Raw genomic sequence first — 19,803 nt, 5'->3', positions numbered from 1 at the left:
CCGCGCATTCGGGACTTCTCTTGGGGGAGAATGGCAATGGCGACGTGGCGACCCGATCCTTCCTTCTATCCATCACCGCGCATGGCGGCCAAGGCTCCAAAGGAGACGCTCGCCTATGTGGCGGCGTTCGATCCGGAGCGAAGGCGGCCGGATGCAATCGCCGTCGTCGACGTCGATCCGACGTCCTCGAGTTATTCGCAGATCGTCGGGCAGGTCGAGATGCCGAATGTCGGCGACGAGTTGCATCATTTCGGCTGGAACGCCTGCTCTTCGTGCCTGTGCCCCAACGCGCCGCATCCGCATGTCGAGCGCCGCTACCTGGTGGTGCCGGGCCTGCGCTCCTCGCGTCTGCACATCATCGACACCAAGCCGGATCCGCGCAATCCGAAGATCGTGCGGGTGATCGAGCCCGCCGAAATCGCCGAGAAGGCGAACTATTCGCGGCTGCACACCACCCATTGCGGGCCTGAGGGCATCTACGTCAACGCGCTTGCCGATCGCGACGGCAAGGCGCCCGGCGGCATCTTCCTGCTCGACCATCAGAGCTTCGACGTTCTTGGCCAATGGGAAATGGACCGTGGGCCGCAGAAGCTCGCCTATGATTTCTGGTGGCATCTCGGCCACGACACGATGATAACAAGCGAATGGGGCACGCCCGATACGTTCGAGAACGGGTTGGTTCCCGAGGTGCTGCTTGGTTCGAAGTACGGCCGGCGCTTGCATTTCTGGGACCTGCACAAGCGCAAGCACGTGCAGGAGATCGATTTTGGCGAGGAACACCAGCTCGTCTTCGAACTGCGCCCGGCGCACGACCCGACCAAGGCCTATGGTTTCGTTGGCTGCGTCATCAGCCTCAAGGATCTCTCGGCGTCGATCTGGACCTGGTATCGCGACGGCGACAAATGGGCGGTCAAAAAGGTGATCGAGATCCCGGCAGAACCGGCCGATCCGGATCTGCTGCCGCCGGTGCTGAAAGGCTTCAGTGCGGTCGCGCCGCTCGTCACCGACATCGATCTCTCGATGGACGACCGGTTCCTTTACGTTTCCTGCTGGGGCACCGGCGACATGATCCAGTACGACGTCTCCGACCCCTTCGCACCGAAGGAAACGGGGCGGGTCAGGATCGGTGGCATCGTTTCGCGTGCCAGCCATCCGAAGGCGAAAAACGGCGCGCTGAACGGCGGGCCGCAGATGGTCGAGATCAGCCGCGACGGCAAGCGGGTCTATTTCACCAACTCGCTCTATGGCGCCATCGACCCGCAGTTCTATCCCGAAGGCATCGACGGTTGGATGGTCAAGCTCGATGTCGCCGATAGTGGCGGAATAGCCTTCGACGAGAAGTTCTTTGTCGACTGGCCGAAGGGCCATCGTCCGCATCAGGTTCGCCTCGAAGGTGGCGACTGCTCGTCCGATTCCTATTGTTATCCGTGAGGAGGAGGGCGCAGTGCAGCCCGGTCACGAGGAATGACGGCGGTCTGGCCATGGCTCTCGCTCGCCGGCCTCGGCGCCTTTCACGGCCTCAATCCTGCGATGGGCTGGTTGTTCGCCGTGGCACTCGGGCTTCATCGCCAGAGCAGCCGGGTCGTCTGGCTGTCCCTGGCACCCATTGCGGTCGGTCACGCGATCTCGGTCGCGACCGTGCTGGCGGTGTTCGCAGCATTCGGCTCGGTGCTCGATCCGAACACCTTCAGGATCGCTGCGGCGGTGCTCATTCTCGGCGCCGCCGGCTACACCGCCATCTATGGCCATCGCCATCGCGTCCGGATCGGGATGCGGGCTGGCATGGCGGGACTTGCGCTCTGGTCCTTCCTGATGGCGACGAGCCACGGGGCCGGCCTCATGCTGGTGCCGGCGGTGCTCAGCCTCTGTCTTGCAGGTCACGCAGGCGACCTGGCGATGGCAAGTTCGCTGCCGATCTCGCTCGCGGCCGTCGCGGTGCATAGCATCGCGATGTTGACGGTGACCGCCGCGCTGGCGCTTGCCGTCTTCTCCTGGTTCGATCTTGCGGTCCTGCGTTCGGCCTGGATCAATTTCGATCGTCTTTGGTCGCTCGCACTCGGGGCAACCGGCGTCGTTCTTCTCATCCAATGAAGCGCAAGGCAGCCGCCTACTGACGCTGCGATTTCACATAGCCGATATAGCCACGGACATCGGCGGCGGGCTCGGCATAGGCAGGTCCGAGCGTTCGTTCGATGTTCGCCATGTAGGTCTTTGCCCAGTCCGGCAGCTCATAGTCGATCGCGGCCAGGAACTCGAGCGTTGCGGCGAGCCGGATATCGGCGATCGAAGGCTTGGCACTCCCGATGAACGGCTTGTCCCCGATGTAGAACGTGCGGAATACCTCGAGCGGTTCGGCAAGGGCTGCAACCGCCGCCTGACGGGCGATCTCCTTCGTCTCCGCATCGGCATCGCTGCAGCCGACTTCGCCCGCGTAAAGCGGAAAGTTCAGCGCCGGATAGGTTGCGCGGGCGAGATAGGGATAGAACGTGCCGATTAGATAGAACATGGCGCTGTCGATCATCGCGCGTGCCTCTGGTTCCCTCGGGTAGAAGTCATCCAACCCATGTTTGTTGCAGAGGTACTGCATGATCGCGCAGCTTTCCCAAAGCGCGCCCTTGGGCAGGTCCGCCGTCTCGATCATCGGTGTCAGGTGCGAGGGCGCTCGGGCCAGATATTCGGGCGTGCGCGTCTGGCCGTAGACGTCGTTTTCGCTGAAATCGAGATTGGCTGCCCTGAGAAACACGCGCGCCGTCATGTTGTTGACGCTGGGCTTGATGACGTTGAGCTGGATTGCGGACATGGCATTCCTCCCTTTTTAGCGCCATTCGGCAGGTGCTGCTCTTGCTTGAGCCACCTGCGCAAATCGAGCGGCCTTTCCCTGCGCCGACCGATGCTAGCGTCGGCCGTACGGGTCTTTTGCCAGGCGATCGGGCGAAAGCGTGGGTCGCGTGCGCTCGACCAGCGCCTCGATCGCATCGGCAAGGTGAACCTCGGCGATGTTGTAGTCGCCGCGCGCAATCCTGATCTTGTGGGCTTCCATCAACACCTCGGCGTGGCTGTGGCCCGCAGGCGGTTCGAAGCGATAGGACGCCAATTCGACCAGCAATCCAAGCGGATCCTCGAAGTAGATCGAATCCATGAAGCCGCGATCCTTGACGCCGCTGTGCCGGATCTTTCGCTCGTCGAGCCGCTCCACGGCCTGGTTGAATGTCGCGCGCGAAACGGCAAAGGCGATGTGGTGCACGCAGCCCATGTCGGTCGGGGTGCGCTCGGGATCTGGCGTGCGGTTCTCGTCGGTGAAGACCGTGATCAGGCGGCCGTCGCCCGGATCGAAGTAGAGGTGGCTTTCGCTCGCCCGGTCGAGGTTCGGTTGCTCGAAAATGAAGGGCATGCCGAGCAGCCCTTCCCAGAAATCGATCGACGTCTGCCGGTCCGCCCCGACAAGCGTGATGTGGTGAACGCCTTGCGATTGCAGTTTGCGCATAGCCGGCCTCCCCGGATCGGCGGACAATGTGGGCCGAATGGCTCCTGGCCCCGCTTTCCACCGCATGCAATTGTCGCCCGTCGCGGGCAGAAGGCAAGCGCCAATCACGGGGGAATTGGCGGGCGGCGAACGTGTTGTGGCCGGGCAATGCACAGCTTTGAGCCCACCTGATCTTGACCGCCTTCGATTTGGTTGTTTTTCTTGTGCGACGCAATCAAAGACTGTGTCGCGTTGTGTCTGTCGGTCGGCGACGAGGAGGGAAGCATGAAGATCCTGTACAAAGCCGGCGTCGCTGGCCTGTTGCTTCTTTCCGCTGCTGCTCCCGTCAGGGCTGATGGTGATGCGTTTGTCGGACAGTGGCGGCAACTGACCTCCACGGCCGGGCAGTGCGACAAATGCTATATCGGCATCGTCCGTCACGGCGACCTTTTGACCGTGAGCAGCAACAATGGCTGGCAGGCCGTGGCGAACGTCGAGCGTTTTGCCGACCTGCCGCTTGCCGCAGGCAAGGGACAGTGGCAGCCAACCGTTTCCGGCGCCTATGGCGGCAGAAGCTTCGGCATCCAGTTCGTTCGGCGTGGCGGCCAACTGCAGATGTTCATGGTGGTGTCGCGCGGTGATGGCGCGCCCATGTCCATTCGCGCGACCTTTGAGAAGAGGCCTCCTGTCTCCGACGAGGGGCAGCAGCAGATTCACCGCATCTGATCCAATTCGCCGGTCACCGGCCGGCGGCTCTCCTCAAAAGCCGGCAAAGTCTTCATCGTTCGACGACGGTCAACCGCCACTGGTGTCCGAGGCCGCGGCGACTGCAGCCCCATGTCTCAGAGGGTCTCCTTCGACAAGACCCTGCACTGCTGAGCCGTGCCTGAAGAGGATATCCAACGATGCACAGTTTGAAGCTCAGGCCGATCCGCAGCGCGGATCTGCCCTTGCTGGAGGCGCGGCTCCAGCGCGAATTCGACAACCCTGACAGCGGCACAGCCTATCCGAGATGCAAGACGACGGGGGAACTCATCGCCGAGTTCAAGCTCTACGGTTTGGACTGGCGAAGGGAACTGAGAATCCTTGAAGCGGCGGATGGAAGGCCTGTCGCCGCCTTTGGTCTCCTCTATAGCCCCGAGGATCTCGGGAGTAGGACGATGATAAATCGCAGCGAGGCTGCGGTTGCCGTGGGACCCTATCGGTTCGACGAAGCGGCCGTCGCGACCGAGGACGTGCTCGCTTTTATGGAGCGGCTGGCAGGCCGGCGTTTTGGCTTTCTCCGGCTTTGCGTCAGCGCTGCAAATCTCGACCTGCGCGAAATCGTCCTCAACCGAGGCTGGGTGGAGGGGCGCGAAAATCAGGAAATGGGTTGGGTTGCCGAGGGTCAACCGAAGGCGGGAGGGCGTGGCGCCTGGACCGTGCAAAGACTGACTGGCCGTGACGATCCTCGCTTGCCTCAGCTTGCGACTTTGTTGGCAGACCATTTTCAATGGGATGACGACTGCGCCGGTCGGTTGAGGGAATATCTGGCGGAAGGGTATCACGCTGGATATGTGCACGGTGACAACGCCGTTCTCGGTGCGGCGGTCTGGCTGAAGGTCGCGGACACGGATTTCGGGCGGCTAGAGTACTTGGCCGTTGCGCCCGAAGCGCGCCGTCGGCAGATCGGGACCTCGCTCGTCCGGGCGACGTTGGACGATTTGCGATCCGCAGGGTGCAGCGCGGTTTTTCTCAGCATGGATACGTCGGCAACAGCCGCTCGTGCGGTCTACGTGACGCAGGGCTTCGTTCCAACGCTCCGATATTCCACATTCGAGCTTTCGTTCTGACGCCGCGTCTGCCGAAGAAACCGTTTCCGACACGCGTGTTTTGATTTCCGCGACAAACTTTCCTATCTTCCGGTTGCAACATCTGCAGGGTGGATGGAGGACATATGCCGATCGTACGGCGATCGAAGATCAGGCAGCGCCTGCTGATCATGCTTGTCACCGGTGTCGGAGGCATGGCGGCGGCTGCGATTTCCTTTGCTTCGGCGGTTTATGATGCAGCCAATCCGGTTCCCGTGCCGGTCATAGGCAAAGGCCAGGCGGTCGATACGGGCCGGTGGCAAGTGACCATCAACGGCGCCCAGATGTCGTCCCTGCCGCCGACCGGCACGAAACCGTTCGAACCGAAGCGGTTCCTGCTGGTGGATCTCGAAGTCGACAACCAGTCCGTCGCCACGAGCAACGGCTTCATGAACCTGATCACGATCCAGGATGACGCCGCTCCGCTGCAGCCCAAGCCCACCTATTACCTTGCGCGGGACAAATGGATCGCCAGTGCGATCAATCCGAACATGCCGGAAAGACTGGTCGCGGCCTGGGAGTGGCCGGCGGACCGCCCGGAACCGCAGACGCTTTCGCTGGCGATCGGAAAACAGATCTACAAGCCGCGCGACAATCTTTATGGCGCGCCGAATTGGTTCGATGACGGTGAGGCTGCGGTCGTCGAATTGCCGGTCACGCAGGCCTCGGAGACGACGGAGCAATGATGTCGGCTTTCCGTACGCTGCTGCTTTGCGGCCTTGCGATCGCCGCGCTCTATACGATGCGAAACAGCACGCCCGGCTACGGCGACATCACCGCGCCGATCGCCATTCACGGTGCTGTCGGCGAGCGGGCGGAAACGCGCGACTTCGCCTTCGGCGCGGCCAATGTGCATCTGGCGCGCCAGCTCACGGTCGAGAGTTTCGGGCGGGTCAAGGACTACTCCACGTCAGGTGTCTGGCTGATCATCGAGGGCGCGGCCGTTGCCAAGACGGAAACGATGACGTTGATGTCTGCGGAATGGCTGGCGGGCAATGGCCTGCGCTATGCACTGAGCCAGCGGTTTTCGACCGTGCCGGGCTATCTGCCGACGGAGCGGCTCGAGCCTGGCCTGCCGAGGCCCGTGCTGCTTGCCTTCGAGCTCCCCGAGGCCGCCGTCGACAAGGGCACGCTGCTCGTCGCACGCAGTCGTGTGTCGCCGCTCGCCGAGGAACTCTCGATTGTGCTCGGCGACAAGAAGCCGGCCGAGATCAAGCCGACCGTCACCATTGCGCGCAGCGGCAGCGGCGCGCCCTGGACGCTGGCCGCGCGCTGAGGGAGGCAGTCATGAGCGAGAAACGCACCTTCTGGACCTGCCTGCTGGTCCTGATTATCGCGCTGCCACTCGCCTTCGTCGCCCGCGCATGGGACAGCCTTCTTGAGAGCCAATGGCTCGCCGGCGGCAGTGCGGAAATCGTCGTCGAAGATGGGGCAGCGCAGGCCTTCGCCGGCGGGCAATGGAAGCTTATGGATATGCGGCGCCTGCCGCGCACCGACGACGCACGCGTTATTCTCGCCGAATTCGAGGCATCGTCGACCGATCTCGCCGCTTTGTCGAAGGGCGCCTGCCGCGTCCGGCTGATCGACGGCAAAGGACGTCAGTTCGAACCGGTCACCCTGACCGAGCCGATCGTGCGAAAGATGTATCCGGAGGTGGCCGAGCGTCCGCGCTGCAGTGTCCTGGCCTTTGCCGATGCCAAGGCCGGCACGGCCGTCCGCATGGCCGAGAGCTTCATCGTTCCGGCGGAGGCGCGGGATCTTTCGCTCCGGATCGAATATCCAGGCGCCAGTGACGAGACGCTGGTGCTCAAGTGGACGCGTAGTTGATCTCTGCCTTATCGGCCTGACGGGAAACGGCATGTTCGAGCATCGCTGCCAAAAGGGTGATGCGCAGGGAATCGAGCACGATGCCGCCGTTGAGATCGCTGGGACTGCCGATGAAAAGGCTCAAGGCATTGAAAACGAGCCGCCAGTTCGCGAAATCAGCCACGTCCAGCGTCCGTGTGGCCGCATACCAGGCCCAGGCCCCGAGCCAGGAAATGGCATTGTAGGCGACGATGAAAGCGAATAGTGCCGCCAGTCCCGAGCCGAGCGTCAGCTTCAGGCAGGTCCAGATCGGCGCATAACGGGAGCGATAATCGCTGACGAAGTGGTCGAGAAAATCGGCGACCCATTTGCGCAGCGTGCGGGCGCGGCGCGGCTTTGCCGATGCCGGCCGGGCGCGCTGTGTTGCGCTCGAAAGTTCGTAGCCGTTGATGATGGCCGCCATGACCAGCCAGATGACCGGAAGGAGCGCATAGAAGAACAGGCCTGTCGCCTCGCTATTCCAGTCAGGCTTTCTCAGTTCCACCGGCACGAAGGTCTCGGCGGCGTACGCAATGCCGGTGAAGGCGAAGCCGTTCATGCTCAAAAGCTTGCCGGCGCCAAGCCAGGTGATCACCTGGTCCTTCCAGACCGACAGGCCGTAGAGACCGATGAAGATCCAGCTGGCATCTGCGGCCACGATCAGAAGACGCCAGAAGGGCGCTTCGCTCCGTTTGCTCATGCGTTTTGCGCCCCAGCGCAACAGCCAGCAGAACGCGATCGACACGAGAACGCCGCGCGATCCCAGAATATCGAAGAAGTTGGCTTTTTCGCCGAAAGCCACGGCAGCAAGTGCTGATCGCGAATATTCGCGCACGGTATCGCCGAGAAACCCCCAGGCGGCGTAGTAGGCAAAGAACGGCAGCAGGGCAGCGGCTGTGACGGCGAGCAGCCTGCGCTCGGCCATAGGCGCCTTTGTCTCGACAGGCGCCGTCGCCGGTTGCTGGCGGAGCGCTTCGAGTGCCGGCAAGCCCGGTCGAAGGACCATGAACATCAGCACGATGACGACGAGCTTCGCCAGCACGACAAGGGAGAGCGTGACCATGCCACCGAGCGGATGCTGCATCCCGATCCAGACCGCTGCCCGCATCAGGAGGTCGTGCGCGATGGCGCCGCAGGCGCCGATCAGCAGGAGCTGCGGCCAGAAGCGGGCGAAGAGGCGCGCCATCAGGGCAAAGGGTCCGAACACTTCGGCGATCGACGTCATGCCGACACCATAGTTGCGTCGGCCGGTAACGACAACCGCTTGGGGCGAACGGAGGGACAATGCCCTCCGCGTCGCCCGGCATCAGATGTTGCGGCGCTTGCCCTCGATCAGGTCGAGCACGGCGCGGGCCGCGTCGAGCACGTTGGTGCCGGGACCGAACACCGCGGAGACACCATTCTCCATCAGGTAGTCATAGTCCTGGCGCGGGATGACGCCGCCGCAGATGACGATGACATCCTCGCCACCGCGCTTCTTCAGCGCTTCGGCCAATTGCGGCATCAGCGTCTTGTGGCCGGCAGCAAGCGAAGAGACGCCGATGACATTGACCTTGCTCGCAAGCGCCATGTCGGCCGCTTCCTCCGGCGTCTGAAACAGCGGCCCGGCAAGCACGTCGAAGCCGATGTCGCCAAAGGCCGACGCGATCACCTTGGCGCCGCGATCGTGGCCATCCTGGCCGAGCTTGGCGACCATGATCTTCGGCTTGCGGCCGAGTTTCGCCGAGACTTCGTCGAGACGCCCGGAGAGCACTTCGAGTTCCGGCTCGCCCTCATAGGCCTTGCCGTAGATCTTGCTGACGACCTTGGGGGTGGCGGCGTGGTCGCCAAAGGCGCCGCGCATCGCATCGGAGATTTCGCCGACGGTGGCGCGCGCTCGCGCCGCTTCGACGGCGGCCGCCAAGAGGTTGCCTTCGCCGCTCAATGCGACCTTTGAAACCGCAGCAAGGATCTCTTTCACCTTCGCGCTGTCGCGCCGCCGCTTGGTCTCCTCGATGCGGCGGATCTGTGCAGCGCGCACGGCACTGTTGTCGATTTCCAGAATGTCGATCGGCTCTTCGTTGTCGAGGCGGTACTTGTTGACGCCGACGATGATCTCCTCGCCCTTGTCGACGGCGGCCTGGCGGCGCGTTGCCGCCTCTTCGATCAGTCGCTTCGGCAGGCCGGCGTTGACCGCACGGGTCATGCCGCCCATCGCTTCGACCTCCTCGATCAGCGCCCAAGCCTTTTCGGCGAGCTCGTTGGTCAGGCTTTCGACATAATAGGAACCGGCGAGCGGATCGACGACCTTGGTGACACCGGTCTCGTGCTGCAGGATCAGCTGGGTGTTGCGGGCGATGCGGGCGGAAAACTCCGTCGGCAGCGCGATCGCTTCATCGAAGGAATTGGTGTGCAGCGATTGCGTGCCGCCGAGGGCCGCCGACATTGCCTCAAACGCGGTGCGGATGATGTTATTGTAGGGATCCTGCTCCTGCAGCGAGACGCCCGATGTCTGGCAATGGGTCCTGAGCATCAGCGATGACGGCTTCTTCGGCTCGAACTCCTGCATGATCCGGGTCCAGAGCAGGCGCGCCGCCCGAAGCTTCGCCGCCTCCATGAAGAAATTCATGCCGATCGCAAAGAAGAAAGAAAGCCTCCCGGCGAATTCATCGACGTTCAGCCCCTTGGCAAGGGCGGCGCGCACATATTCGCGCCCGTCGGCAAGCGTGAAGGCGAGCTCCTGCACTAGCGTCGCCCCGGCCTCTTGCATGTGATAGCCGGAGATCGAAATCGAATTGAACTTCGGCATCTCCTTCGCCGTATACTCGATGATATCGGCGACGATGCGCATCGAGGGTTCCGGCGGGTAGATATAGGTGTTGCGGACCATGAACTCCTTGAGGATGTCGTTCTGGATCGTGCCTGAGAGCTTGTCGCGCGACACGCCCTGTTCCTCGCCGGCGACGATGAACGAAGCGAGGATCGGGATCACCGCGCCGTTCATGGTCATCGACACCGACATCTCCTCGAGCGGAATGCCATCGAACAGGATCTTCATGTCCTCGACCGAGTCTATCGCAACACCCGCCTTGCCGACATCGCCTTCGACGCGCGGATGGTCGCTGTCGTAGCCGCGATGGGTCGCGAGATCGAAGGCAACCGAGAGGCCCTTCTGTCCCGCCGCGAGGTTCTTGCGGTAGAAGGCGTTGGACGCTTCGGCCGTGGAGAAGCCGGCATATTGGCGGATCGTCCAGGGGCGGCCGGCATACATGGTGGCGCGCGGCCCGCGCACGAACGGCTCGAAGCCCGGTAGTGACGCGAGATGATCGATGCCGTCGAGGTCATCAGCCGTATAGAGCGGTTTCACCGCGATGCCTTCGGGCGTCTGCCAGGTGAGGCTTTCCGGCGCGGCCTTCAGTTCGCGCTCGGCGAGCGTTTCCCAGTCCTTGATGGTCTTTTGGCTCATCGTTAGCTCCTTGCCCAAAAAGGGCGCCTTCCTTGCCTCATCCCTGTGCTTGTCACAGGGATCCAGTCACGCGAAGTCCTTCGCGTGAAAGAGTGAATTCTTCGCATCGCAGACGCGACGCTGCTGGATTCCTGTGACAAGCACAGGAATGAGGGCGGCTATGACAGTCATTCGAATTCCATGATCAGTTCGTCGACCGCGAGGCTGGCGCCGGCGGCGACCGCCACGCGCTTGACCACGGCCTTCTTTTCGGCGCGCAGGATGTTCTCCATCTTCATCGCTTCAACCACGGCAAGCGCCTGTCCGGCCTCGACCGTATCGCCGGCCTTGACCGTGACCGAGGTGATCACACCCGGCATCGGGCACAGCAGCATGCGCGACGTATCCGGCGGCAGCTTCTTCGGCATCAGCCGCGCCAGCTCCGCAACCCGCGGGCTTCTGACATGCGTGACGACGTCGATGCCGCGCCAGCGGAGCCGGATGGCGGTTCCGACTAGATCGACTTTGACGCTCAAGGGTTCATTGTCGATGTTGAAGGTGGCAAGGGTGCGACCAGGCACCCAGTCTCCGGCGATGGTAACCGAGCTGCCATCGGCAAATCGGACGAAGGCGCCGTCGGCGGATGACCCTGCCGTTACCGCGAAGGCGTGATCGCCGAGGCTGACCACCCAGTCATGGCCGACCACGCGCCGGTGATTGCCGATCGTCCCGGAAATCTGGCTGGCGCGCTCTTGCAGGGCCTGATTGACCGAAACCGCGACGGCGGCAAGCTTGCGCAGCGCCGGCGCTTCCGCCGCAACGCCATGGAAGCCGTCGGCGAATTCTTCCGTGATGTAGGCGGTCGTCAGCCGGCCTTCTCTAAAACGCTGCTGTTGCATGACGGCCGACAGGAACGGCAGGTTATGGCCGATGCCTTCGACCTCGAACTGATCGAGCGCGTCGGCCATGGCCTCGACCGCCGTCTGCCGGTCCGGTCCCCAGGTGCAGAGCTTGGCGATCATCGGGTCGTAGAACATCGAGATCTCGCCGCCCTCGAAGACGCCGGTGTCGTTGCGCGTCACCGTTCCGTTGTCGCTTGTGCCCTCGACCGGGGGACGATAGCGCGTCAGCCGGCCGATCGACGGCAGGAAGTTGCGATAGGGGTCTTCGGCATAGAGCCGGCTTTCGATCGCCCAGCCGTTGAGCTTCACGTCGTCCTGGCCGAAGGCGAGCTTTTCGCCGGCGGCAACCCGGATCATCTGCTCGACGAGATCGAGCCCGGTGATGAGTTCGGTCACCGGATGTTCCACCTGCAGCCGGGTGTTCATTTCGAGGAAGTAGAAGTTGCGCTTGCCGTCGACGATGAATTCGACGGTGCCGGCCGAGTGGTAGCCGACGGCCTTGGCAAGCGCGACCGCCTGCTCACCCATGGCCTTGCGGGTCTCGGCGTCGAGGAAGGGCGAGGGGGCCTCTTCGATGACCTTTTGGTTGCGACGCTGGATCGAGCACTCGCGCTCGCCGAGATAGAGCGTATTGCCGTGTTTGTCGCCAAGTACCTGGATCTCGATATGGCGCGGCTCGGTCACGAATTTTTCGATGAAGATGCGATCGTCGCCAAAGGCGTTCTTCGCCTCGTTCTTCGAGGACTGGAAGCCTTCGCGCGCCTCCTGGTCGTTCCAGGCTATGCGCATGCCCTTGCCGCCGCCGCCGGCGGACGCCTTGATCATCACGGGATAGCCGATCGAACCGGCGATCCGGACCGCCTCGTCGGCATCTTCGATCAGGCCCATGTGGCCAGGCACCGTGGAGACACCCGCTTCGGCCGCGAGCTTCTTCGAGGTGATCTTGTCGCCCATCGCCTGGATCGCGCCGACAGGAGGGCCGATGAAGGCAACACCCTCCTTCTCAAGCGCTTGCGCAAAGGCGGCATTTTCCGAGAGAAAGCCATAGCCCGGATGAACGGCATCGGCGCCGGTCTTGCGGATAGCATCGATGATCTTGTCGATGACGATATAGGACTGCGCGGAGGGCGACGGTCCGATATGCACGGCCTCATCAGCCATGCGCACATGCATCGCGTCGCGATCGGCGTCGGAATAGACGGCAACGGTGGCGATGCCGAGCTTCTTTGCGGTCTTGATGACGCGGCAGGCGATTTCACCACGGTTGGCGATGAGGATTTTCTTGAACATCTGTTTCTCTTTCAAATCCTGAGGACTGCGCGTCAGCGTTTGAACTTGCGGCGATAGGGCAGAAGCGCGATCGAGGATGCCGCTGCAGCGCCGCCGAAAAGCAGCCCGAAGGGCACGACGACCATGAGGGTGGCAAGCACCGGGCTCGTCGAGCGGATGATGTGGGTGCCGACCGCGCCGATATTGAACCAGATGAGAACGCCGGCCGTTATGGCCCCGATCGCCACGCCGATCAGCGCGTTGACGGTCATGTAGCGCAGCATCTGCCAGTGGTCGCGTCGGGCTTCTTCCGGCGTCATCACGCGCTCCGGCTCCCGTTCCATCATCGCCTCCATCAGAGCGGGATCGTGTCGTGCTTGCGCCAGCGGACATCGACCTGCTTGTTACGCAAGGATGCGAAGGCACGAGCAATGCGGCGACGCGACGAATGCGGCATGATCACTTCGTCGATGAAGCCACGCTCGGCGGCGACGAACGGATTGGCGAAGCGCTCCTCGTATTCCTTCGTGCGCGCCGCGATTTTCTCGGCGTCGCCGAGCTCCGAGCGATAGAGGATTTCGGTCGCGCCCTTGGCGCCCATCACGGCGATCTCGGCGGTGGGCCAGGCATAATTGACATCTGCGCCGATGTGCTTGGAGGCCATGACGTCATAGGCGCCGCCATAGGCTTTGCGGGTGATCAGCGTCACCATCGGCACGGTCGCCTGGCTATAGGCGAAGAGCAGCTTGGCGCCGTGCTTGATGACGCCGCCATATTCCTGCGCGGTGCCGGGCAGGAAGCCAGGCACGTCGACCAGCGTCAGGATCGGGATCGAGAAGGCATCGCAGAAGCGCACGAAACGCGCGGCCTTGCGCGAACTGTCGATATCGAGGCAGCCGGCGAGCACCATCGGCTGATTGGCGACGACACCGACCGTCTGGCCTTCCATGCGGATGAAGCCAGTAATGATGTTCTTGGCGAAGCTCTGCTGCAGCTCGAAGAAGTCGCCTTCGTCGGCAAGCGCCAGGATCAGCTCCTTCATGTCGTAGGGTTTGGTGGCGCTATCGGGGATGAGGCTGTCCAAACGCATTTCGAGCCGCGCCGGATCGTCATGGAACGGGCGGACCGGCGGCTTCTCGCGGTTGTTGAGCGGCAGGAAATCGAAGAGTAGCCGGACGTGTTCCAGCGTTTCGATATCGTTCTCGTAGGCCGCATCGGCGACGGAGGACTTTTTCGTGTGCGTGCCCGCACCGCCGAGTTCTTCGGCCGTGACGATCTCGTTGGTCACGGTCTTTACGACGTCGGGCCCGGTCACGAACATGTAGGACGAGTCACGCACCATGAAGATGAAGTCGGTCATGGCAGGCGAATAGACGGCGCCGCCGGCGCAGGGCCCCATGATCACCGAGATCTGCGGGATGACGCCCGAGGCCTCGGCATTGCGGCGGAATACCTCGGCGTAACCAGCCAGCGACGCCACGCCTTCCTGAATGCGGGCGCCACCGCTATCGTTGAGGCCGATGACCGGCGCGCCGTTGCGCACGGCCATATCCATGATCTTGCAGATCTTCTGCGCATGGGTTTCCGACAGCGAACCGCCGAGCACCGTGAAGTCCTGGGAAAAGACATAGACCTGGCGGCCGTTGATCGTGCCCCAGCCGGTGACGACGCCGTCGCCCGCGACCTTCTGGCCCTCCATGCCGAAATCGACGCAGCGGTGCGTGACATACATGTCGTATTCTTCAAAGGAGCCTTCATCGAGCAAGACCTCGATGCGTTCGCGCGCCGTCAGCTTGCCCTTGCCGTGCTGGGCGTCGATCCGCCGTTGGCCGCCGCCGGCTCTTGCTTCCGCCCGGCGGGCTTCGACCTGTTCTAGTATGGCGCGCATGGTGCCCTCCCGATTTTTTTAATGCCCGGCTTTTTCAATGATTGTGCAGAGGCACTTCGACCTTCGCAATAGCGTCGAAGGTTGGATGGAAAAACGTCTCTTCATGTGCAAATGTGAAATAGAGAAATTTGTGAAACGTAAATTGCAAAGTTGCAAACATGGCGATCGGCAAGCTCTATATTGGCCGCAAGGTCCGGGAAATGCGCGAAGCAAACAAGGCGACACAGGGCCAGTTCGCTGAACGCATCGGCATTTCCACCAGCTATCTCAATCAGATCGAGAACAACCAGCGGCCGGTTTCGGCGGCGGTTCTGCTGGCGCTCGCCGAAAAATTCCAGATCGATATTGCCGAACTTTCGACAGGAGAGGGCGATCGCCTGCTTTCGGCGCTCTCGGAAGCGCTCAGCGACCCCCTGTTTGAAACCTATTCCGCGAGCCTGCAGGAGTTGAAGCTCGTCGCCCAGAACGCGCCGGGGCTGGCGCATGCGCTGATCACCTGCCACCAGGCCTATCGCCGCAACAGCGAGCAGCTTGCAAGCATCGACGACACGATCGGCCGCGGCGGGCCTTTCGTCGAAACCACGCCTTATGAGGAAGTGCGCGACTTCTTCCATTTCGTCGACAACTACATCCACGAGATCGATATGCTCGCGGAGCGGCTGGCGAGTGAACTCGGGCTCGGCGAAGGCGACAACCACGCGGCACTGGCAAGCCACCTGGAGCAACGCCATGGCGTCCGTGTCGTACGCGGTGCCGCCGGCGACGAGGCCATCCGTCGCTTCGATCCGCGTGCCCGTATCCTGACCCTCAACCCCTATGCCCCGCCCGCGACGCGCGATTTTCAGATCGCCCTACAGATCGCCCAGCTTCACGCCCGCGAGGAGATCGACCGGGTGGCCGGCAGCGCCGGTTTCCGCACCGAAGAGGCCTATGAGATCTGTCGCATCGGCCTGCAGAACTACTTTGCCGGTGCACTGATCCTGCCCTACCAGGCATTCTCAAGGGCCGCCCGCGACCTGAGACACGATATCGAGCTGCTCGCCGCCCGCTTCGGCGCCTCATTGGAGCAGGTCTGCCATCGCCTCTCGACCCTGCAACGGCCGGGGCAGAAGGGCATCCCGATCTTCTTTGCCCGCATCGACCGCGCCGGCAACATCACCAAGCGCCATAGCGCCGCCAAGCTGCAATTCGCGCGCTTCGGCGCCGCCTGTCCGCTCTGGAACGTGCACCAGGCTTTCGAGACGCCGGGCCGGATCATCCGGCAACTGGCCGAAACGCCCGATGGCGTTCGCTATCTCTGTCTCGCCACCCAGATCACCAAGGGTGGCGGCGGTTTCCGCGCCGCGCAGCCGCGTTATGCGCTGGCGCTCGGCTGCGAGGTCTCCTACGCCGACGCCTTCGTCTATGCCGACGACATGGACCTCGGCAACCGTGCCGCCTTCGACCCGATCGGCATTTCCTGCCGTATCTGCGAAAGGACGAAATGCGCGAGCCGCGCCGTACCGCCCTTGAAGCGTCGCCTGATTGTGGATCATGACTTACGTGGCGCTCTGCCGTATCGTCTAAGCGAGAGTTGATCGGGCCGTCTGTTCATTTTTGAACAGACCCTGTGAGAAGTTGCATCTGGGCCTGGCGGAAAGTTGGTGTAACTAGGCCTCAATTGCCTGCAGCGACGTGCGTCCTCTGAGACGCTTAAAGGTCGCTGTGGCGCTCTGAGTTGCTGCGGGTTTTAAGGAAATCTGCAGCGGTATGCGGTCAGGGAGGACATGCATATGGAATTTCGCCTGTCGGAGGAACAGGAGGCCATTCGTCAAATGGCGCTCGATTTCGCCCGCGACGAGATCGCCCCTCACGCGATCGACTGGGATCAGCAGAAGCATTTTCCGGTCGATACGCTGCGCGGGGCCGCGGCGCTCGGCATGGCCGGCATCTATGTCCGTGACGATGTCGGCGGCACGGGCCTGACGCGGCTCGATGCTGCAATGATCATCGAAGCCTTGGCGACCGGCTGTCCGGCCGTCGCCTCCTTCATGTCGATCCACAACATGTGCGCCGGCATGATCGACCGCTACGGCAGCGACGAGCAGCGCCAGCGGCTGTTGCCCAAGCTCCTGACGATGGACGTGCTCGCAAGCTACTGCCTGACCGAGCCCGGTTCCGGCTCGGACGCCGCGGCGCTGAAGACCAAGGCGGTCAAGGACGGCGAAGATTATGTCCTGACCGGCCAGAAGCAGTTCATCTCCGGGGCCGGCGAATCGGGCCTCTACGTGATCATGGCGCGAACCGGCGAGGACGGCCCCAAGGGCATCTCGACCTTCATCGTCGAGAAGGATGCGCCGGGACTTACCTTCGGTGCCAATGAGAAGAAGATGGGCTGGCACGTGCAGCCGACCCGCGCCGTCATGCTCGACGGCGTGCGGGTACCCGCTGAAAACCGCCTCGGCGGCGAAGGCGACGGCTTCAAGATCGCCATGGGTGGGCTTGATGGTGGCCGCCTGAATATCGCGGCCGCGTCGCTTGGCGGTGCTCAATCCGCCTTCGAAAAGGCGCTGGCCTACGTTCAGGAGCGTCGCGCCTTCGGCAAGGCGATCGGCGAATTCCAGGCGCTGCAGTTCCGCCTCGCCGATATGGCGACCGATCTCGAAATCGCCCGCACCTTCCTCTGGCGCGCCGCTTCGGCGCTCGATGCCGGCGACCCGGAAGCGACGAAACTCTGCGCCATGGCCAAGCGCTTCGTCACCGACCGCTGCTTCGCCGTCGCCAACGACGCGCTGCAGCTTCATGGCGGCTACGGTTATCTCGCAGATTATGGCGTCGAGAAGATTGTCAGGGACCTCCGGGTGCACCAGATCCTTGAGGGCACCAACGAGATCATGCGCCTCATCGTTGCGCGTTCGCTTATCGGCCGGAAATAGGCCAGAAACGGGAAAGACCGCTCATGGAAATGCAGACGCCAGCACCGGAAGTGATCGTCGAGCGCCAGGGCGCGATCGGTCGGATCCGGTTGAACCGTACGCGCGCGCTCAACAGCCTCAACGTGCCGATGATCCGGTTGATCGCCGAAGCGCTGACCGCATTCGAAAACGACCCGGCAGTGGCCGCCGTGCTTGTGACCGGTGAGGGCGAGCGCGGGCTCTGCGCCGGCGGCGATATCCGCATGATCTATGAAAGCGGCCGCGAGCGTCCGGAGGAGGGCGCCCAGTTCTGGCGCGAGGAGTTCGTCGTCAACAGCCGCATCTCCAGCTACCGCAAGCCTTATATCGCTATCATGGACGGCATCGTCATGGGCGGCGGCGTCGGGATTTCCGCTCATGGCAGCCATCGGATCGTCACCGAGCGCACCCGGCTTGCAATGCCCGAAACCGGCATCGGTTACTTCCCGGATGTCGGGGCCACCTGGCTGCTGCCAAAGGCACCGGGCGAGTTCGGCACCTATCTCGGTCTCACCGGCCGGGATATCGTTGCGGCCGACGCGATCCATGCGCGGCTCGCGGACAGTTTTGTGGCTGCGGACAAGCTGGAAGCACTGATCGTTGGCCTCGCCGCACTCGCGCCGAGCACGCGCATTGCGGATGTCGACGGCGTGATTGCCAAGCATGCTTCGCAAGCGCCGGCAACGCCGCTTCAAGACCATCTTGCCCTGATCGACCGTTGCTTTGCCTTCGATACGATCGAAGAGATCCTCGCGGCGCTCGAAGCCGATGGTTCCGATTTCGCCCGGGAAACGCTTGCGCTCCTGAACTCCCGTTCCGCGCTCAGCATGAAGCTGACGCTCGATCTCCTGCGTGCCGGTCGCCGCAGTGTCTCGTTGAACGAATGCCTGGAGCGGGAGTATTCCGCGACGCTCGGCATGCTCGCCAATCCAGACTTTTACGAAGGCGTGCGCGCCGCAGTGATCGACAAGGACCGCAATCCGAAATGGTCGGTTGGGCTCTCCGATGTCACGCCGGCCCTGCTGTCGCGCTTCGACGGGAAGGATCATCTATCACTGTTCTAGCGCCTGAGGACGGGGCGCGGTTCGGCTTCGGCCGGGTTTCAATGCGAGGAGGAATGCCATGACGAAGATCGCCTTTATCGGGCTCGGCAATATGGGCGGTCCGATGGCCGCCAATCTGGTGAAGGCGGGCCATGCGGTCACGGGCTTCGACCTGTCGGAGGCCTCGCGCAACGCTGCGGCGAAGACCGGTGTTTCCGTTGCCGGCTCGATTGCACATGCGGTGCGCGGCGCCGAATGCGTCATCACCATGCTCCCGGCCGGCGCCCATGTCCTTTACGTCTGGGACGAGCTTCTCGGTTTCGTCGATCCGGGCACGCTGCTGATCGACAGTTCGACGATTGACGTCGATAGCGCCCGCAAGGCGCATGCGCTCTCGGAAAAGATCGGCTGCCCCTCGCTCGACGCGCCGGTTTCCGGTGGCACCGGCGGTGCTTCGGCTGGCACCTTGACCTTCATGGTCGGCGGCAGCGACGAGGCTTTTTCGCGCGGCAAGCCGCTGCTCGACGCCATGGGCAAGAAGATCGTCCATTGTGGCGGTGTCGGTGCGGGCCAGGCGGCAAAGATCTGCAACAACATGATCCTCGGCATTTCCATGGCCGGTGTCTGTGAGGCTTTCGTGTTGGCGGAGCGTCTCGGCCTGTCGCACCAGGCGCTGTTCGACGTGGCGTCGACCTCGTCCGGCCAGTGCTGGTCGCTGACGACCTATTGCCCGGTGCCCGGCCCGGTTCCGACCTCGCCTGCCAACAACGAGTATAAGCCGGGCTTTGCCGCAAGCCTGATGCTGAAGGATCTGAAGCTGTCGCAGCAGGCGGCGAGTGCCGCCGGAGCGACGACGCCGATGGGCGCGCAGGCGGCGCAACTCTATTCGATGTTCGAGAAGCTCGGTCATGGTGGCGAGGACTTTTCGGCTCTGATCCGCCTGCTGCGGGGCAACGACGAGGCCAAGGCCGGTTAACCCACCTTTGCCGGCGGTTTTCCGCCCGTTTTCATGTGCGGAAAGTGACCGTTGCTGCTTGTTGATAGAAATACCGTTTGTTTTCAATACGTTGTTAGAATTATGTCGGGTCCATGAAAATCCCTGTTGACGTGTTCGGGGATGGGGGTCTATAAGCCCGATCACTGACGAGGGCGGCGGCGCTGCTGGCGACGACGACCTTCGCTCTAG

18 protein-coding genes are annotated in these 19,803 nt (G+C 62.9%); 11 read left to right on the top strand and 7 right to left on the bottom strand.

The features are described 5' to 3' along the window. The first annotated feature begins 36 nt into the window (after nt 1-36). Together M2267_RS28610 and M2267_RS28605 are read left to right on the top strand one after the other, a co-directional pair. Nucleotides 37-1,431, top strand: coding sequence for a selenium-binding family protein (locus tag M2267_RS28610; RefSeq protein WP_429119305.1), 1,395 nt, complete (start codon nt 37-39; stop codon nt 1,429-1,431). A 33-nt stretch (nt 1,432-1,464) separates the two neighbouring features. Beyond that, on the top strand, nt 1,465-2,091 hold the full coding sequence (locus tag M2267_RS28605; protein ID WP_429119304.1) for a hypothetical protein: 627 nt from the start codon (nt 1,465-1,467) through the stop codon (nt 2,089-2,091). Nucleotides 2,092-2,107: 16 nt separating this feature from the next. Here the strand turns inward: M2267_RS28605 and M2267_RS28600 are convergent, their stop codons facing one another. Together M2267_RS28600 and M2267_RS28595 are read right to left on the bottom strand one after the other, a co-directional pair. Continuing rightward, nucleotides 2,108-2,800: a glutathione S-transferase family protein gene (locus M2267_RS28600; RefSeq protein WP_429119303.1), complete on the bottom strand. Its 693-nt coding sequence runs from the start codon at nt 2,798-2,800 to the stop codon at nt 2,108-2,110. Between the two features lie 93 nt (nt 2,801-2,893). Then, nucleotides 2,894-3,484: a VOC family protein gene (locus tag M2267_RS28595; RefSeq protein WP_192450508.1), complete on the bottom strand. Its 591-nt coding sequence runs from the start codon at nt 3,482-3,484 to the stop codon at nt 2,894-2,896. Nucleotides 3,485-3,685: 201 nt separating this feature from the next. Between M2267_RS28595 and M2267_RS28590 the strand changes: the two genes are divergently transcribed. The 5 genes from M2267_RS28590 to M2267_RS28570 all read left to right on the top strand — a co-directional run bounded on the left by M2267_RS28590 (nt 3,686) and on the right by M2267_RS28570 (nt 7,140). Further along, on the top strand, nt 3,686-4,189 hold the full coding sequence (locus tag M2267_RS28590; protein ID WP_429119302.1) for a hypothetical protein: 504 nt from the start codon (nt 3,686-3,688) through the stop codon (nt 4,187-4,189). 179 nt (nt 4,190-4,368) lie between these two features. Further along, nucleotides 4,369-5,295, top strand: coding sequence for a GNAT family N-acetyltransferase (locus M2267_RS28585; RefSeq protein ID WP_429119301.1), 927 nt, complete (start codon nt 4,369-4,371; stop codon nt 5,293-5,295). Nucleotides 5,296-5,399: 104 nt separating this feature from the next. Beyond that, nucleotides 5,400-5,999 (top strand): hypothetical protein, encoded by a 600-nt coding sequence (locus tag M2267_RS28580; RefSeq protein ID WP_429119300.1) that lies wholly within the window; start codon nt 5,400-5,402, stop codon nt 5,997-5,999. After that, complete coding sequence (locus M2267_RS28575) at nt 5,999-6,589, top strand: hypothetical protein (RefSeq protein WP_429119299.1); 591 nt, start codon at nt 5,999-6,001, stop codon at nt 6,587-6,589. The genes M2267_RS28580 and M2267_RS28575 overlap by 1 nt, the downstream gene beginning before the upstream one ends. Nucleotides 6,590-6,600: 11 nt before the next feature. Beyond that, a complete protein-coding gene (locus M2267_RS28570; protein WP_429119298.1) occupies nt 6,601-7,140 on the top strand; it encodes a hypothetical protein in 540 nt (179 codons plus the stop codon). Here the strand turns inward: M2267_RS28570 and M2267_RS28565 are convergent. From M2267_RS28565 to M2267_RS28545, 5 genes are all read right to left on the bottom strand, one after another. Further along, complete coding sequence (locus M2267_RS28565; protein WP_429119297.1) at nt 7,121-8,443, bottom strand: hypothetical protein; 1,323 nt, start codon at nt 8,441-8,443, stop codon at nt 7,121-7,123. The genes M2267_RS28570 and M2267_RS28565 overlap by 20 nt on opposite strands. 21 nt (nt 8,444-8,464) lie before the next feature. Beyond that, complete coding sequence (gene scpA / locus M2267_RS28560) at nt 8,465-10,603, bottom strand: methylmalonyl-CoA mutase (RefSeq protein WP_429119296.1); 2,139 nt, start codon at nt 10,601-10,603, stop codon at nt 8,465-8,467. Between the two features lie 167 nt (nt 10,604-10,770). Continuing rightward, entirely contained in the window at nt 10,771-12,774 is a 2,004-nt protein-coding gene (locus tag M2267_RS28555) for an acetyl-CoA carboxylase biotin carboxylase subunit (protein ID WP_429119295.1), read from the bottom strand. Nucleotides 12,775-12,806: 32 nt separating this feature from the next. Beyond that, complete coding sequence (locus tag M2267_RS28550) at nt 12,807-13,097, bottom strand: hypothetical protein (RefSeq protein ID WP_429119294.1); 291 nt, start codon at nt 13,095-13,097, stop codon at nt 12,807-12,809. 11 nt (nt 13,098-13,108) lie between these two features. Next, nucleotides 13,109-14,641: an acyl-CoA carboxylase subunit beta gene (locus M2267_RS28545; RefSeq protein WP_402325177.1), complete on the bottom strand. Its 1,533-nt coding sequence runs from the start codon at nt 14,639-14,641 to the stop codon at nt 13,109-13,111. 158 nt (nt 14,642-14,799) lie between these two features. Between M2267_RS28545 and M2267_RS28540 the strand changes: the two genes are divergently transcribed. From M2267_RS28540 to mmsB, 4 genes are all read left to right on the top strand, one after another. Next, on the top strand, nt 14,800-16,218 hold the full coding sequence (locus tag M2267_RS28540) for a helix-turn-helix domain-containing protein (protein WP_429119293.1): 1,419 nt from the start codon (nt 14,800-14,802) through the stop codon (nt 16,216-16,218). A 195-nt stretch (nt 16,219-16,413) separates the two neighbouring features. Continuing rightward, entirely contained in the window at nt 16,414-17,556 is a 1,143-nt protein-coding gene (locus tag M2267_RS28535; RefSeq protein WP_429119292.1) for an isobutyryl-CoA dehydrogenase, read from the top strand. A gap of 23 nt (nt 17,557-17,579) precedes the next feature. Continuing rightward, the gene (locus M2267_RS28530; protein WP_429119291.1) at nt 17,580-18,638 is read left to right on the top strand and encodes an enoyl-CoA hydratase/isomerase family protein; all 1,059 of its coding nucleotides are present in this window, start codon (nt 17,580-17,582) and stop codon (nt 18,636-18,638) included. 58 nt (nt 18,639-18,696) lie between these two features. Next, nucleotides 18,697-19,593, top strand: coding sequence for a 3-hydroxyisobutyrate dehydrogenase (gene mmsB, locus M2267_RS28525; RefSeq protein ID WP_043625090.1), 897 nt, complete (start codon nt 18,697-18,699; stop codon nt 19,591-19,593). Nucleotides 19,594-19,803 lie beyond the last annotated feature (210 nt).

It is taken from the genome of Ensifer sp. KUDG1 (genome assembly GCF_050434285.1).
GTDB lineage: Bacteria > Pseudomonadota > Alphaproteobacteria > Rhizobiales > Rhizobiaceae > Ensifer.
Note: the sequence above shows the minus strand (reverse complement) of the source record. Positions and strands in the feature narration are given on the sequence as shown.